Raw genomic sequence first — 15,070 nt, forward strand, 5'->3', positions numbered from 1 at the left:
AACAGGTCCGTCCCCTCCCATGAATCTGCGCAAGCGCCTGCTCTGGCTGTTCATCCCGACGCTCATCCTGACGCTGGTGGCCGTCGGCGCGCTCTCCGAACGGCTGTTGCTCAGCCATTTCGACCGCCAGGACAGCGCGCAACTGATGAGCAAGTCGCGCCACTTGCACGATCACATGGAGGCGGATATCTCCCGCCACCTGGACCTGCTGCGCAGCCTGGCCTGGTGGGACCTGACCTACGCCTTCATCGAGCGGCCGCGCGTCGACTACATCCGCAGCAACCTGCCGGCGGCGAGGCTGGCGAACCTCGACCTGGACTTCATGGTGTTCTTCGATCGCCAGCCGCGCATCGTCGCGCAGACCTGGCGCGCCCAGCAGTTGCTCGAAGTGACGGACCTGCTGCCCGAGGGCGGCAAAGGCCCGCGCAGCATGATCGGACTGCGCCAGGGCATCCTGCAGCGCAGCCGGCAGATGGGCAGCCTCGACTACGCCGGCGACGCCCAGCGTGCGATAGGCCAGGTGATGGTCGTGCAGGGCGTGGCGCTGCTGCTGGTGAGCAGCCCGATCAGCGACAACCTGGGCAAGGCGCCGCCCAACGGAGTGGTGGTCGCCGGGCAGATCCTCGATCAGCGCCTTCTCGACGGTTTCCTCCAGGACGCGCCCGGCAGCCTGCGGGTGGTACCGCTGGCTGGCGACACCACCGGCTGGCAGCAGCTGCGCCCGCGCAGTTCGCGCCAGGGCGAGATTCGCCTGAGCCCGCGGCGGGTGCTCGATGCGAACACCCAGCAGGTCGACCTGCAGTTCTTCAATCCGCTGGGCGAGGCCGAGCTGCGTCTGCAGATCACCCAGCCGCGGCTGCTTTACCAGCAGGGCCGCACGGCGGTGGGCTTCTTCCTCGGCCTGACGCTGCTGCTCTTGGTGGCCGCCATGCTGCTCGCCTATACCGGCCTGGATCGCTGGGTGCTGCGGCGGGTGCGCCGGCTCAACCAGGAAGTGGCGGCGATCGGCATCGACAGCGGCCGGCAACGACTGAGCGAACAGGGCGGCGATGAACTGGGGCAGCTCGCCGGCGAACTCAACCATATGCTGGAGCGACTGGAACGCAGCGAGGAACGCGACAAGGCGATTCTCGACTCGATCCAGGAAGGCTATTTCGAGATCGCTCCGGGCGGCGAGATCCTCGCCGTCAACCGCAGCCTCGAGCGACAGCTGGATTGCAGCCGCGAACAGCTGGTCGGCCATGCCATCGAGGAAATCCTCGATGCCGAGGTGGTCGAGCGCGCCCGCACCCTGATGCTCCAGAGCAAGGGCGAGCACGCCAGCCTGATCTCGCCGTTCAAGCGCCGCGACGGCAGCCTGCGCTACTTCGAGACGCGCTTCTCCAACATCGAGGATGCCGACGGCCAGTACGCCGGCATCCGCGGCATCCTGCGCGATGTGAGTGATCTGGTGGCCTACCAGAACAGCCTGCTGGACATGGCCTACCGCGACCCGCTGACCGGCCTGGGCAACCGCAAGGCCTTCGACGAACACCTGCACGCGGCGCTGGAAAAGGCGCAGCAGGACGAGGCGCCGCTGGCGTTGCTGTTCATCGACCTGGACCGCTTCAAGGAAGTCAACGACCGCTTCGGCCATGACCTCGGCGACGCCCTGCTGATAGCCATCGCCGAACGCCTGCGCGGCGCGCTGCGCCACCCCGACCACTTCTACCGGCTGGGCGGCGACGAGTTCACCCTGCTGCTCGGTGGCGAGGACGCGAGCAGCGCGCTGGCGCTCGCCGAACGCCTGCTGCTGGTCCTCGAACCGGCCTTCGAGCTCAACGGCCAGCGCGTGGATTTCGTCACCCCGAGCATTGGCGTCGCGCTCTATCCGGACCACGCCCGCCAGCCGGATGAACTGATCAAGGCCGCCGACAGCGCCATGTATCAGGCCAAGCAACGGCGCAACCAGGTGTTCCTCTACCGGCCGCAGCCCGACGCGCGGTAACGCATCGTCGAAATTGCGCCGCAGCGGCCAGGCGACGCCGCTGATAAGCTCGGCAGCCTTACCCTTTAGGAGGACGACATGGCGCTACCCGCCCTGAGTGGCCCGCAGTACCTGCGCGAAGGTTTGAGACTGGTGCTCAGCCCTGGCCTGCGGCTGTTCCTGCTGCTGCCGCTGACGATCAACGTGCTGCTGTTCGCCGGCCTGGTCGGCTTCGCCCTGACCCAGTTCAACGTCTGGGTCGAGACGCTGATGCCTAGCCTGCCGAGCTGGCTGGGCTTCCTCGAATACCTGCTCTGGCCGCTGTTCGTGATGCTCGTGCTGGTGATGATCTTCTTCAGCTTCACCCTGCTGGCGAACATCATCGCCGCGCCGTTCAACGGCTTCCTCGCGGAAAAGGTCGAAGTGGTGGTCCGTGGTCAGGACGACTTTCCACCGTTCCACTGGGGCGAGCTGGTGGCCATGCTGCCACGCACCCTGGGCCGCGAACTGCGCAAGCTGCGCTACTTCCTGCCGCGCGCGCTGGGCCTGCTGATCCTGTCCTTCATCCCGGTGCTGAACCTGGTGGCGACGCCGCTGTGGGTGCTGTTCGGCATCTGGATGATGGCCGTGCAATACATCGACTACCCGGCGGACAACAACAAGCTGGGCTTCGACGAAATGCTCGCCTGGCTGCGCGCCAAGCGCTGGCAGAGCCTGGGCTTCGGCGGCATCGTCTACGTCGCGCTGCTGGTGCCGCTGCTCAACCTGCTGATCATGCCCGCCGCCGTGGCCGGCGCGACGCTGTTCTGGGTACGTGAGGGTGGCAAGGGCGAGATCGGCAACCCGGTCCGGCGCTAGACGCGGGCGTTCCGGGGCATATCGCGGCCGCCCCGCTTCAGCGGCGGGACGGCGCGAAGGGGCGGAATCAGACCAGGCTGGTAAGGGCGTCGCGGCTGAACGGCAGGATGTCCTGCTGGCGGCCTTCGCGGACCTTAACCGCCCAGTCCGGGTCGACCAGCAGCGCGCGGCCGACAGCGACCAGATCGAACTCCTGATTGTTCAGGCGCTCCAGCAGGCTTTCGATGCCGGCCGGCTGGGCGACCTTGTCGGTGTTGACCATGAACTGCAGGAACTCGCCGTCCAGGCCGACGCTGCCGACGGTGATGGTCGGTTTGCCGGTCAGCTTGCGGGTCCAGCCGGCGAGGTTGAGGTCCGAACCCTCGAATTCCGGCTCCCAGAAGCGCCGCGTGGAACAATGGAAGATATCCACACCGGCCTCGGACAGCGGCTTGAGGAACGCGCCCAGCTCCTCCGGCGTCTGCACCAGGCGGGCGTTGTAGTCCTGCTGCTTCCACTGCGAGAAACGGAAGATGATCGGGTAATCCGGGCCGACCGCGGCGCGTACCGCCTGGATCAGCTCGATGGCGAAGCGCGAGCGCTGCGCGAGATCGCCGCCGTACTCGTCGGTCCGCTGGTTGCTGCCTTCCCAGAAGAACTGGTCGACCAGATAGCCGTGGGCGCCGTGGATTTCCACGCCGTCCATGCCAATGGCCTTGGCGTCGCGCGCGGCCTGGGCGAAAGCGGCGATCACTTCGTCGATGTCAGCCTTGGTCATGCCGTGCACGATTTCCTGGCCGTCCTTGAGTTTTTCGCACGGGCCGTAGCCGGGCACGCTGGCGTCCGGCTCGGTGCCGAGCTTGCGCACGTTGCCCACGTGCCACAGTTGCGGAACGATCTTGCCGCCTTCGGCGTGCACCGCGTCGACCACCTGTTTCCAGCCGGCCAGAGCATCCTCGCCATAGAAGCGCGGCACGTGCGGATAACCGTTGGCGGCCTTGTGCCCGACGGTGGTGCCCTCGGTGACGATCAGACCGACGCCGGCGCCGGCACGACGGCGGTAGTACTCGACGACCTTCGCATTGGGCACGCCGCCCGGCGAGAACGAACGGGTCATCGGCGCCATCACCACGCGGGTGGGCAATTCGAGAGCGCCCAGGCGGAAGGGCTCGAACAGGCTGTGCAAGGGGGCGGACATGGGCGTTTCTCCTTGGGCCGGCCAGCTGACCGGTCGTCTCGTTTTCGGGGTTAAAAAAATCAGGCCTGCAGCAGGCGCTCCAGGCGCACGATGAACGACTGGATCGGCTCGCCGCGGCTGCCGACCTTCAACTGCGTCAGCACGCCCTGCCAGGCGTTGGCGATGAATGCGGCGAGGTTCTCGCAATCCTCGTCGGCCGGCAGTTCCCCGGCGGCCCGCGCCTGCTCCAGGCAACCTTGGAGAATCTGCGCCGAGCGTTGCAGGATGGCGCCGACCTGGTTGCCGATGGCCGGCGACAGTTCGGCCATCTCGAAGCTCAGGCTGCCGATGAAGCAGTGGAACTGGAGTTTTTCCGGCCGGGCGAAATGCGCCAGCAACTCGCGGTAGTAACCGAGGATGCGCTCGCGCGGCGACAGCGCCGGATTCGCCAGCGCCTGGGCGTAGCGCTCCAGGCGCGGCAGGTAGAGGTACTCCAGCGCCTGCAGGGCGAAGTCCTCCTTGCTCGCGAAGTAGTGGTAGAACGATCCCTTGGGGATGCTCGCGGCCTGGACGATTTCCTGCACGCCGGTGCCGTGGTAGCCACGACGCAGCATCACCTGCGCACCTTTGGCGAGGATCAGTTCACGCTTGTCGGAACGCGGGTTTGTGCTCATGGCGGCGAGCATATGACCGGTCGTCTCGCGCGCCCATCACTATTGATGCAGGTGATGAAGCGGGATCAGAGGTCATCGAGTGGCGGCCGTCGGCCGGCGCGAGGGACGGTCAGGCCAGGGCTTTCTCGATGGCCTGGACCAGCGCCGGGTCATCCGGCGTGGTGCGCGGCGAGAAGCGCGCGAGCACGCGGCCATCCTTGCCGACGAGGAATTTCTCGAAGTTCCAGGTGATGTCGCCGGGAAACTCGGCACCCTCACCCGCCAGCAGGCCATACAGACGGTGCCGTCCCGGGCCGTTCACCTCGAGCTTGGCGCCCAGCGGGAAACTGATGTCGTAGTTGAGGCTGCAGAACGCGCGAATCTTGCTCTCGCTGTCCGGCTCCTGCCCGACGAACTGGTTGCATGGCAGACCGAGCACGCTGAAGCCCTGGTCGCGGTACTGCCGATGGAGCTTCTCGAGGCCCGCGTATTGCGGCGTCAGCCCGCACCTGGAGGCGACGTTGACGACCAGCACGACTTTGCCTTTGAAGGGCGCCAGAGGCAGCGGACGACCTTCTAGGTCGAGCAGCTGCAGATCGTGGAAGACACTCATGACGAACTCCTGAAGGCGCATTGCCGCCTTTTTCCGCGCCGAACAAAAAGGCGCCCGGAGGCGCCTTTCGATCGATGCCGATCAGTGATGATGACCGCCTTCGCCATGGATGTGGCCGTGGGCGATCTCCTCGGCGGAGGCGTCGCGAACGTCGACCACGGTAACGTCGAAGTTCAGGCGCTGGCCGGCCAGCGGATGGTTGCCGTCGACGGTAACGTCGTCGCCGTCGAGGTCACGGATGGTGACGATCTGCATGCCGCCGTCCGGGCCGGAGGCGTGGAACTGCATGCCGACTTCCAGCTCGTCGACGCCCTCGAACATGGCGCGGCTCAGGGTGGTGACCAGCTCGGCGCTGTACTCGCCATAGGCGTCTTCGGGTTCGATGGCGACCTTGACCTGGTCACCGACCTTCTTGCCTTCAAGGGCTTTTTCCAGACCGACTATGATGTTGCCTGCGCCTTGCAGGTAGGCGAGCGGCGCACCACCGGCGGAGCTGTCGATCACCTCGCCAGCGTCGTTTGTCAGGGTATAGTCGATGGAGACGGCCTTGTTGGCGGCGATCAGCATGGGGCGGGACCTTTGCAAAAGTATGATGAACGAACGAGTTTAACCGTCGCCCCGCGGGAAAGCGAACCCGGCGCTGACGGACGGGACCGCCCATACCTGCTTGATTTCCGTCAGGACGAAGATGGCCACTGGGTGGCAATCTTGTCCTGCGGTCACACCCAGCATCTGCGTCATCAACCTCCCTGGCAGTTGCGCGAATGGGTGCTCGACCCGGCACGACGCCTCGCTCAGCTAGGCCGTCCGTTTGCCTGCGGCTGGTGCCGCATCCAACAGACCGAACAGAGCAAGGATTCCTGAATGCCAGCACGCAATATCCTGGTCATCAACTGCGGCAGTTCCTCGATCAAGTTCGCCCTGGTCAACGAAGCACAGGAACACTTCCCCCTCAGTGGCCTGGCCGAACGCCTCGGCAGCGCGGATGCCGTGCTCCACTGGCAGCGTGATGGCGGCAAGGACAGCCTGGCGATCCCGAATGCCGACCACCGCATCGCCCTCGCCCACCTCCTGCCGATGGTGCAAGGCGCCGCCGGCGGACACCTGCACGGGATCGGCCATCGCGTGGTGCACGGCGGGGAATCCTTCACCAGCGCGCGCCGGCTGGACGACCAGGTGATCGCCACCATCGCCACCATCGCGCCGCTGGCACCGCTGCACAATCCCGCCGCGCTGCAGGGAATCGAGGCGGCGCTGAAGCTGTTCCCGACCCTGCCGCAGGTCGCCGTGTTCGATACCGCGTTCCACCAGAGCATGCCCGAGCACGCCTACCGCTACGCCCTGCCGGAGGCGCTGTACCGCGAGCACGGCGTGCGCCGCTACGGCTTCCACGGCACCAGCCACCATTACGTCAGCCATCGCGGCGCGCAGATGGCCGGCCTGCCCTACGCCTCCAGCAGCTGGCTGGTGGCGCACCTGGGCAACGGCAGCTCGACCTGCGCCATCGTCAACGGCGAGAGCCGCGACACCAGCATGGGCCTGACGCCGCTCGAAGGCCTGGTGATGGGCACCCGCAGCGGTGACGTCGACCCCAACTTGCACAGCCACCTGGCGCGCAACCTGGGCTGGAACCTGGAAAAGATCGATCACATGCTGAACAACGACAGCGGCCTGCTCGGCCTGTCCGGCATGTCCAACGACATGCGCACGCTGGAGCAGGCCCGCGAACAGGGCCACCCCGGCGCGGCGCTGGCCATCGAGGTGTTCTGCTACCGCCTGGGCAAATCGCTGGCGAGCATGAGTTGCGCACTGGAACGCCTCGACGGGGTGATTTTCACCGGCGGGATCGGCGAGAACTCGCCGCTGGTGCGCAACAAGACCATCGCCCACCTCAAGCTGCTCGGCCTGGCCCTCGACGACGCGCAAAACGCGCGCTGCGTGCGTGGCGTCGCCGGCCCGATCGAAGCCGCCGGCCACCCGCGGGTGCTGGTGGTGCCGACCAACGAGGAACGCCAGATCGCCCTGGAAACACTGGCCTCGCTCGGCTGATCAAGACGCTGCCGGCGAACCTCGCCGGCACGCTCCACCCGGTTTCAGGAGTACCGCCATGCACACCTTCTTCATCGCGCCGACCGGTTTTGGCGTCGGCCTCACCTCCATAAGCCTCGGGCTGGTCCGTGCGCTGGAGCGCGGCGGCCTCAAGGTCGGCTTCTTCAAGCCGATCGCCCAGCCGCATCCGGGCGACGAAGGCCCGGAGCGCTCCACCGAGCTCATCGCCCGCACCCACGGCCTGACGCCGCCCCAGCCACTGGGCCAGGCGCACGTCGAGCACATGCTCGGCGACGGCCACCTCGACGAGTTGCTCGAGGAGATCGTCAGCCTCTATCAGCAGGCCGCGCAAAACAAGGACGTGGTGATCGTCGAAGGCATGGTGCCGACCCGCCAGGCCAGCTACGCGACGCGGGTCAACGCGCACCTGGCGCGCAGTCTGGATGCCGACGTGATCCTGGTTTCCGCGCCGGAGGATGAAACGCTGACCGAGATGTCCGACCGCATCGAGATCCAGGCACAGCAATTCGGCGGCCCGAAGGACCCTAAGGTGCTCGGCGTGATCCTCAACAAGGTCCGCAGCGACGACGGCATCGAGGGCTTCACCCGGCGCCTGCAGGAACACGCCCAACTGTTGCGCAGCGAGGATTTCCGCCTGATCGGCTGCATCCCCTGGCAGGACGAACTGAACGCGCCGCGTACCCGCGACATCGCCGACCTGCTCGGCGCACGGGTGCTCAACGCCGGCGATTACGAGCAGCGGCGCATGCTCAAGATCGTGCTCTGCGCGCGCGCCGTGCCGAACACCGTGCAGTTGCTCAAACCGGGCGTGCTGGTGGTCACACCCGGCGATCGCGATGACATCATCCTCGCCGCCAGCCTGGCCAGCATGAACGGCGTGCCGCTCGCCGGGCTGTTGCTGTGCAGCGATTTCCAGCCGGACCCGCGGATCATGGAGCTGTGCAGGAGCGCGCTGCACGGCGGCCTGCCGGTGCTCACGGTGTCCACCGGTTCCTACGACACCGCCACCAACCTCAACCGGATGAACAACGAGATCCCGGTGGACGATCGCGAGCGCGCGGAAAAGGTCACCGAGTTCGTCGCAGGGCACATCGAGCATGAATTCCTCAAGCAGCGCTGCGGCGATCCGCGCGAGCTGCGCCTGTCGCCACCGGCGTTCCGCTATCAACTGGTCAGGCGCGCGCTGGCGGCGAACAAGCGCATCGTCCTGCCCGAGGGCGCCGAGCCGCGCACCGTGCAGGCGGCGGCGATCTGCCAGGCGCGCGGCATCGCCCGCTGCGTACTGCTGGCCAAGCCCGAGGAAGTCCAGGCCGTCGCCCAGGCGCACGGCATCACGCTGCCGGCCGGGCTGGAGATTCTCGACCCGGACCTGATCCGCGGGCGCTACGTCGAACCGATGGTCGAACTGCGCAAGAACAAGGGCCTGAATGCGCCGATGGCCGAGCAGCAATTGGAAGACAGCGTGGTACTGGCGACCATGATGCTGGCGCTGGACGAAGTCGACGGCCTGGTCTCCGGCGCCGTGCACACCACCGCCAGCACGATTCGCCCCGCGTTGCAGCTGATCAAGACCGCGCCGGGCTACAAGCTGGTGTCCTCGGTGTTCTTCATGCTGCTGCCCGACCAGGTGGTGGTCTACGGCGACTGCGCGGTGAATCCCGACCCGAGCGCCGCGGAGCTGGCCGAGATCGCCATCCAGAGCGCAGATTCGGCCGCTTCCTTCGGCATTTCGCCGCGGGTGGCGATGATCAGCTATTCAACCGGCGACTCCGGCAGCGGCGAGGAAGTTGAGAAAGTCCGCGAGGCGACCCGCATCGCCCGCGAGAACCGCCCCGACCTGCTGGTCGACGGCCCGCTGCAGTACGACGCCGCCGCCATCGAGAGCGTCGGCCGGCAGAAGGCGCCGAACAGCCAGGTCGCCGGCCGCGCCACGGTGTTCGTGTTCCCCGACCTGAACACCGGCAACACCACCTACAAGGCCGTGCAACGCAGCGCCGGGGTGATCAGCGTGGGGCCGATGCTGCAAGGCCTGCGCAAGCCGGTGAACGACCTTTCGCGCGGGGCGCTGGTGGACGACATCGTCTTCACCATCGCGCTTACCGCGATCCAGGCGGCCAGCCAGGAAGCCTGACAGCCGCCGCGCACGGCGCTGCAGCCCCGGCGAACCCACCGAAAGCCAGGCTTGCAGTTCACCGGGCAATCGTTACCCTTTACCGCCAACTGCCCGCCGGCGACCGATCGGCGGGCCCTTCGCCCCCTGCCGAGACGTGTCGGTTCCATGCTCAGTTTTCTTCCTTCCTTCGTGCGCGGCATCCTCGCCGCGCTGCTGCTGGCCCTGAATACGCTGATCTGCTGCGTTCCGCTGTTCACCCTCACGCTGATCAAGCTGCTGTTGCCCTCCGAGGCGCTGCGCCGCGCGATGACCCCGGCGGTCAACTTCATCCACGAAGGGTGGATCAGCTGCAACAAGGGCTGGATGGCGCTGGTGCGGCGCACGCGCTGGAACGTGGAGGGCCTCGAGGGGCTGGATTACCAGCACTCCTACCTGGTCACCAGCAACCACCAGAGCTGGGTCGACATCCTGGTGCTGCAGCACCAGCTGAACCGGCGCATCCGTCCGATGAAGTTCTTCCTCAAGCAGGAGCTGATCTGGGTTCCGGTGATCGGTGCCTGCTGGTGGGCGCTGGATTTCCCGTTCATGAAGCGCTACAGCAAGGCGTATCTGGCCAAGCATCCGGAGAAGAAGGGCAAGGACCTGCAGACCACGCGGCGCACCTGCGCGAAGTTCCGCCATACGCCGGTCGGCGTGTTCAACTTCCTCGAAGGCACGCGCTTCACCCGCGCCAAGCACGATGAGCAGGGATCGCCGTTCCGCTACCTGCTCAAGCCCAAGGCCGGTGGCATCGCCTTCGTCCTGGATGCCATGGGCGAACAACTGGAATCGATCGTCAACGTGACCATCCACTACCCCGAGGGCATTCCGGATTTCTGGACGCTGCTCAGCGGGCAGATCGGCGAAGTGGTGGTGCGCCTGCAGGAGCTGAAGATTCCCGCGGCCTTCATCGGCAAGAGCTACGACCAGGACGCGACCTACCGCCTGGAGTTCCAGCAGTGGGTCAACGCGCTCTGGGAGGAAAAGGACGAAGAACTGGGGCGACTGCACCAGCAGTTCGCCCCGGCAACACGCTAACCCGGCCTATTTGCTGATGCTGTGCGGCAGGTCGCGCCAGTCGATCTGCAGCGGGAACTCCTGGGCGCGGTCGACCGGCAAGCCCGGCGCCACCAGGAAACCCTGCATGATGTGGCACTGGTGGTCGATCAGCCAGTCGCGTTGGGCGATGGTTTCCACGCCCTCGGCGATCACCTCGAGGCCGAGCTCGCGCCCCAGGTTGATGATGGTGCTGACCACCGCGGCGTCCTTCGGCGAGTCGAGCATGTTGGAGATGAAGAGTCGGTCGATCTTCAGCGTATCCAGCTCGAAGTGGCGCAGGTAGGCGAGCGACGAGTAGCCAGTGCCGAAGTCGTCGATGGCGATCTTCACGCCCAGCAGGCGCAACTGGCGCAGCTGTTCGCGGGTGTTCTCCAGATCGGCCATCAGCGCGCCTTCGGTCACCTCCACCTCGACCTGCGCCGGGTTCAGCCCCTCCTCCTCGATCACCCGGCGAAGGTCGTCCACCAGCTGTGGCATGCCGAACTGCACCGGGCTGACGTTGAGGCTGACCACCAGCCCATGGCTGAAGCTCGGCCAGGTCCGGCATTGCGACACGCCCTGGCGGAAGATCCAGCCGCCCAGGCGATTGATCAGCCGAGTTTCCTCCAGCAGCGGGATGAACACGCCGGGAGACACGCTGCCGGCGACCCGGTGCTGCCAGCGCAGCAACGCCTCGAAGCCGCGCAGGCGACCCGTATCGAGGTAGATCTGCGGCTGGTAGACCAGGGCGAACTCGTTCTGCTCGATGGCCACCCGCAGGCTTTCCTCGAGCATCAGCCGCGAACGCGCGCGGCCGTTCATTTCCGGTGAGAAGAAGCGGTACTGCTGACGCCCCGCGCGCTTGGCCTCGTACATCGCCATGTCCGCCGCACGCAGTATGGCGTCCACACTGCGCCCGCTGTCCGGGAAGCAGGCGATGCCGATGCTGGCGCCCAGGGTGACCTCCATGCCGTCGACCTTGTAGCGGATCGAGATGGCCTCGATCAGCTTCTCGGCGACCCGCGCGGCGTCCTCGGGGTGATCGAGGGAATCGAGCAAGGCGGTGAATTCGTCGCCGCCCATGCGCGCGAGGATGTCGTAGGGGCGCAGGCATTTCTGCAACTGGTCGGCGACGCGCTTGAGCACTTCGTCGCCCGCCGCATGTCCGAGGGAGTCGTTGATGCGTTTGAAACCGTCGAGGTCGAGGTAGAGCACCGCCAGGTACTTGCCGTTGCGGTCGTTGCGCGCCAGCGCCGCTTCCAGCGCCTGGTCGAAGCCGCGCCGGTTGGGCAGCGAGGTCAGCGCATCGGTGACTGCCTGGGATTCGAGCTGCGCGTGCAGGCTGTGCACCACCGACATGTCGAGAACGATCACCACCATCGAGCGCTGCTGGCGCGACAGCGGCGAGCAGGACAAGGCGACCGGCAACAGCCCGTCGTTGACGATACGCAGAAAGGCATCGTGGAGCCGGTAGACCATGCCGCGACGCCAGTGCTCGTAGATCTGCGACTCCTTCCAGTTGCCGTCCTGCAGCGTGGTGGTCTCGATGTGATCGAGCAGCCGCGTGCCCTGCAACTGGCTCACCTGGCAATGCAGCATCTGCGCGATGGCCGAGTTGGCGAAGTCGATCATGCCTTCATCGTTCACCACCAGGATGCCTTCGGCGGCGTTCTCCAGCACCGAGGCGTTGAACGCGCGCTCGCTTTCCAGCTGTTGCGTGAGCAGCTGCAGGTCGCGGCGACTGCGTTCGTGGTCCAGCAGCGAACTGACCTTGTGGCGCAGCACCTGGGGGTTGAAGGGCTTGTGGATGAAGTCAACGGCGCCGGTGGCGTAGCCGCGCATCACCGATTCGGAGGTGTGGTCCACCGCGGAGATGAAGATGATCGGGGTGAAGCGCGTGCGCGAATTGCCGCGCATCAGCCGGGCGACCTCGAAGCCGTCCATTTCCGGCATCCGCACGTCCAGCAGCACCAGGCCGACGTCATCCTCCAGCAGGCATTGCAGCGCCTCGACGCCGGAAATGGCGGTACGCACATTCCAGTCGCCGTTCTGCAGCAGTGCCTTCATGGCTATCAGGTTGGCTTCGCGATCATCGACCACCAGCAGCGTCTGCGCTGCTGCGAAAGGAACCTTAGCGTGTGCCGAAGCCATTCTTCACTCCTTTGAAGACAAGGATTTACCAGTCGGCAGTCGATTTGGGCAAAGGGCGTGAACGGAGAACCAGGATCGTTGGCACATGAGGCACACCTGTAATCGAACTGCACTTTAGTTATCGGCGGTCGCGCTGACCGCACTTCTGAGGATAGCCGCTATTGTCTGACACGACCGCCCCGTCGACCGTTCCCCCGAGGCGGTCGACGGGCGGCGACTGGCCATCACTGTTGCGTGGCTATGGGACGCAGGTTCACTTCGACACGGCGGTTTTGCGCACGGCCGCTGTCCGTCGCGTTGCTCGCCACGGGCTGGTCCGGCCCGGCACCACGCGTGGTCAGGCGGACCGCAGAGACGCCCTGGGCGGTCAGGTAGTCGGCGACGCTCTGCGCCCGTCGCTGCGAGAGGCTCATGTTGTAGGCATGCGAGCCGGTGCTGTCGGTATGGCCAACGATCTCGATGTTGTTCTGCTCGTACTGCTTGAACGAGGTCGCCAGGTTGTTCAGCGGTGCGTAGAAGGCGCTGACGATCTCGGCCGAATCGGTGGCGAAGGTGATCGCGCCCGGCATGATCAGCTTGATGTCGTCGCCCTGGCGCTGCACTTCCACGCCGGTGCCTTCCATGCTGCGGCGCAGTTCGGCTTCCTGGCGATCGGCGTAATAGCCGTAGCCGGCGCCTGCCGCGCCGGCCACTGCGGCACCGATCAGCGCGCCCTTGCCGCGGTGGTTGTGATCGATGGCGGCACCCGCCACCGCACCGGCCAGCGCGCCGAGGCCGCCGTACTTGGCGGTGTGATTGCTGCCGCCCGCGGAACCCTGGTTGTCGTAGGGGTTGGGCGAGGCGCAGCCGGCCATCAGGGCCAGAACTGTCGCACCGATTAACAGGCGGGGAACTTCGAACATGATTGCTCCTTCTTTACAGAACCAGGCCGGTTAGAGAGCCAGCCCCAGTGGAAATTCCCCCAGGGGACATCCCGAGGAGGATGCAACACGATGCCCATGACTACCGAGTATACAAATGTCGAGCCGACGCGCCGGGAGGTCGACGCCCTTCACGGAGCGACACTGATCGAGTTCGGCACCGGCTGGTGCGGTCACTGCCGCGCCGCCCAGCCCCTGCTCGCCGACGCCTTCACCGCGCACCCCGGCGTACGCCACCTGAAGATCGAGGATGGCCAGGGCCGGCGCCTGGGTCGCTCGTTCAAGGTCAAGCTGTGGCCGACGCTGGTGTTCCTGCAGGACGGCGAGGAAGTCGCACGGCTGGTGCGCCCGACCGAGGCCGAGGAGATCGAGCGCGCGCTGACGCGCATCGAAGGCTGACTCAGCGCGGCGAGCGGTAGCTGCCTGGCGTGCGCCCTGTCCAGTTGCGGAAGGCGCGGCGAAAGTTGGACGGGTCGCTGAACCCCAGCAGGACGGCGATCTCCTGCAACGGCAATTGCGTGGTGGTCAGGTATTGCAGCGCGAGACGCCTGCGCACGTCGTCGAGTACCGCCTGGTAGCGCGTTCCGCTGGCCGCGAGATGACGGCGCAGGCTGCGTCCGCTGATGTGCAGGGCCTTCGCGGCGCTTTCCAGATCGGGAAATTCGCCGGGGCGCGCCAGCAGCAGGCGCCGCAGGCGGGTCAGCAGCCCCTCGCCCAGATCCAGCGTCGCCAGCAGAGCCTCGCATTGCTCCTGACACATGCGCAGCGCCGCCGGGTTGGCCAGCGCCATCGGCCGTTGCAGGTAGTGCAGCGGCAGCCTCAGGCAATGCTCGGCCTGGGCAAACGCCACGTCGGCGCCACCGAACGCCGGGGCATAGCGTGCGGCGTAGTCCGGCGCGGCGTGGGCGAACCCGACCTGGACGCCCTGCGGCGGCTCTCCCAGCAGGAAACAGGCGATGCGATACAGACTGCTCAGCAGGCTTTCCGCGGCGAATCGCGCCAGGCCCGTCAGCGGCACGCCCTCGACGGCACTCAGCACCAGGTAGTCGCCCTCCTCGCGCACCTCCAGGTCGAAGGCCAGACCCAGCACCCGGTAATAGCGCAGGGCGAACTGGATCGCCGTGCCCAGGTCGGCGCTGGCCAGCACCGCATAGCCGAGGATGCCGTGGCTGGACAGGTTCAGCCGCTGCCCGAACAGCAGCCCCAGCGCCGGCTCGTCGCACAGCTGCAACGCGGTGCTGGCCAGGCGGTAGAAATCGGCGAAGCCCAGCCTCCCGCTGACGCTGGCGAGCGCTTCGGCACGCAGCCCGGCGACCGTCAGCAGGTGATCGCGCGGCACGCCCCGTTCAGCCGCGAGATCCAGCAGCGCTTCGGCATAGGCCAGGGGCAACTGGTCGCTGCCCGCATCGAGGGAGCGGCGCAGCGTCATGGGCGCCCCCTGGCCGGATATGACCGCTCGATTGGCAGGTAGCGACCTGTGCGCCACGCGCGCG

14 protein-coding genes are annotated in these 15,070 nt (G+C 66.5%); 7 read left to right on the forward strand and 7 right to left on the reverse strand.

Going from position 1 to position 15,070, the window contains the following annotated elements:
* Positions 1-19 precede the first annotated feature (19 nt).
* Both B3E91_RS04155 and cysZ read left to right on the forward strand, forming a co-directional pair.
* Positions 20-1,987: a sensor domain-containing diguanylate cyclase gene (locus tag B3E91_RS04155; RefSeq protein ID WP_287028490.1), complete on the forward strand. Its 1,968-nt coding sequence runs from the start codon at positions 20-22 to the stop codon at positions 1,985-1,987.
* 78 nt (positions 1,988-2,065) lie between these two features.
* Entirely contained in the window at positions 2,066-2,824 is a 759-nt protein-coding gene (gene cysZ, locus B3E91_RS04160) for a sulfate transporter CysZ (RefSeq protein WP_273231948.1), read from the forward strand.
* A gap of 67 nt (positions 2,825-2,891) precedes the next feature.
* Here the strand turns inward: cysZ and B3E91_RS04165 are convergent, their stop codons facing one another.
* The 4 genes from B3E91_RS04165 to B3E91_RS04180 form a co-directional block, all read right to left on the reverse strand.
* Positions 2,892-4,001 (reverse strand): NADH:flavin oxidoreductase, encoded by a 1,110-nt coding sequence (locus tag B3E91_RS04165; protein ID WP_287028491.1) that lies wholly within the window; start codon positions 3,999-4,001, stop codon positions 2,892-2,894.
* Positions 4,002-4,060: 59 nt separating this feature from the next.
* Positions 4,061-4,666 (reverse strand): TetR/AcrR family transcriptional regulator, encoded by a 606-nt coding sequence (locus B3E91_RS04170; protein ID WP_287028492.1) that lies wholly within the window; start codon positions 4,664-4,666, stop codon positions 4,061-4,063.
* Between the two features lie 97 nt (positions 4,667-4,763).
* The gene (locus tag B3E91_RS04175; protein ID WP_287028493.1) at positions 4,764-5,246 is read right to left on the reverse strand and encodes a glutathione peroxidase; all 483 of its coding nucleotides are present in this window, start codon (positions 5,244-5,246) and stop codon (positions 4,764-4,766) included.
* Between the two features lie 81 nt (positions 5,247-5,327).
* The gene (locus B3E91_RS04180; RefSeq protein WP_090226877.1) at positions 5,328-5,813 is read right to left on the reverse strand and encodes an FKBP-type peptidyl-prolyl cis-trans isomerase; all 486 of its coding nucleotides are present in this window, start codon (positions 5,811-5,813) and stop codon (positions 5,328-5,330) included.
* 132 nt (positions 5,814-5,945) lie between these two features.
* On the opposite strand from B3E91_RS04180, the gene B3E91_RS22190 reads away from it, so the two are divergent.
* From B3E91_RS22190 to B3E91_RS04200, 4 genes are all read left to right on the forward strand, one after another.
* Positions 5,946-6,110 (forward strand): DUF3565 domain-containing protein, encoded by a 165-nt coding sequence (locus B3E91_RS22190; protein ID WP_376747811.1) that lies wholly within the window; start codon positions 5,946-5,948, stop codon positions 6,108-6,110.
* Positions 6,111-7,295, forward strand: coding sequence for an acetate kinase (locus tag B3E91_RS04190; RefSeq protein ID WP_287028494.1), 1,185 nt, complete (start codon positions 6,111-6,113; stop codon positions 7,293-7,295).
* Between the two features lie 58 nt (positions 7,296-7,353).
* The gene (gene pta, locus B3E91_RS04195; RefSeq protein ID WP_287028495.1) at positions 7,354-9,447 is read left to right on the forward strand and encodes a phosphate acetyltransferase; all 2,094 of its coding nucleotides are present in this window, start codon (positions 7,354-7,356) and stop codon (positions 9,445-9,447) included.
* A gap of 147 nt (positions 9,448-9,594) precedes the next feature.
* Complete coding sequence (locus tag B3E91_RS04200; RefSeq protein ID WP_287028496.1) at positions 9,595-10,506, forward strand: acyltransferase; 912 nt, start codon at positions 9,595-9,597, stop codon at positions 10,504-10,506.
* Positions 10,507-10,512: 6 nt separating this feature from the next.
* On the opposite strand, the gene B3E91_RS04205 is transcribed toward B3E91_RS04200, so the two are convergent.
* Both B3E91_RS04205 and B3E91_RS04210 read right to left on the reverse strand, forming a co-directional pair.
* The gene (locus B3E91_RS04205) at positions 10,513-12,657 is read right to left on the reverse strand and encodes a putative bifunctional diguanylate cyclase/phosphodiesterase (protein WP_287028497.1); all 2,145 of its coding nucleotides are present in this window, start codon (positions 12,655-12,657) and stop codon (positions 10,513-10,515) included.
* A 224-nt stretch (positions 12,658-12,881) separates the two neighbouring features.
* Positions 12,882-13,559, reverse strand: a complete 678-nt coding sequence (locus B3E91_RS04210) for an OmpA family protein (RefSeq protein WP_287028498.1) — start codon at positions 13,557-13,559, stop codon at positions 12,882-12,884.
* 90 nt (positions 13,560-13,649) lie between these two features.
* Here B3E91_RS04210 and B3E91_RS04215 point away from each other — a divergent pair, with 90 nt between their 5' ends.
* Positions 13,650-13,976: a thioredoxin family protein gene (locus B3E91_RS04215; RefSeq protein WP_090226858.1), complete on the forward strand. Its 327-nt coding sequence runs from the start codon at positions 13,650-13,652 to the stop codon at positions 13,974-13,976.
* Position 13,977: 1 nt separating this feature from the next.
* Here B3E91_RS04215 and B3E91_RS04220 read toward each other — a convergent pair whose 3' ends face one another.
* The gene (locus tag B3E91_RS04220; RefSeq protein WP_414708193.1) at positions 13,978-15,006 is read right to left on the reverse strand and encodes an AraC family transcriptional regulator; all 1,029 of its coding nucleotides are present in this window, start codon (positions 15,004-15,006) and stop codon (positions 13,978-13,980) included.
* Between the last annotated feature and the right edge of the window lie 64 nt (positions 15,007-15,070).

This window comes from Pseudomonas sp. UBA6310, from assembly GCF_002438225.1.
GTDB lineage: Bacteria > Pseudomonadota > Gammaproteobacteria > Pseudomonadales > Pseudomonadaceae > Pseudomonas_O > Pseudomonas_O kuykendallii.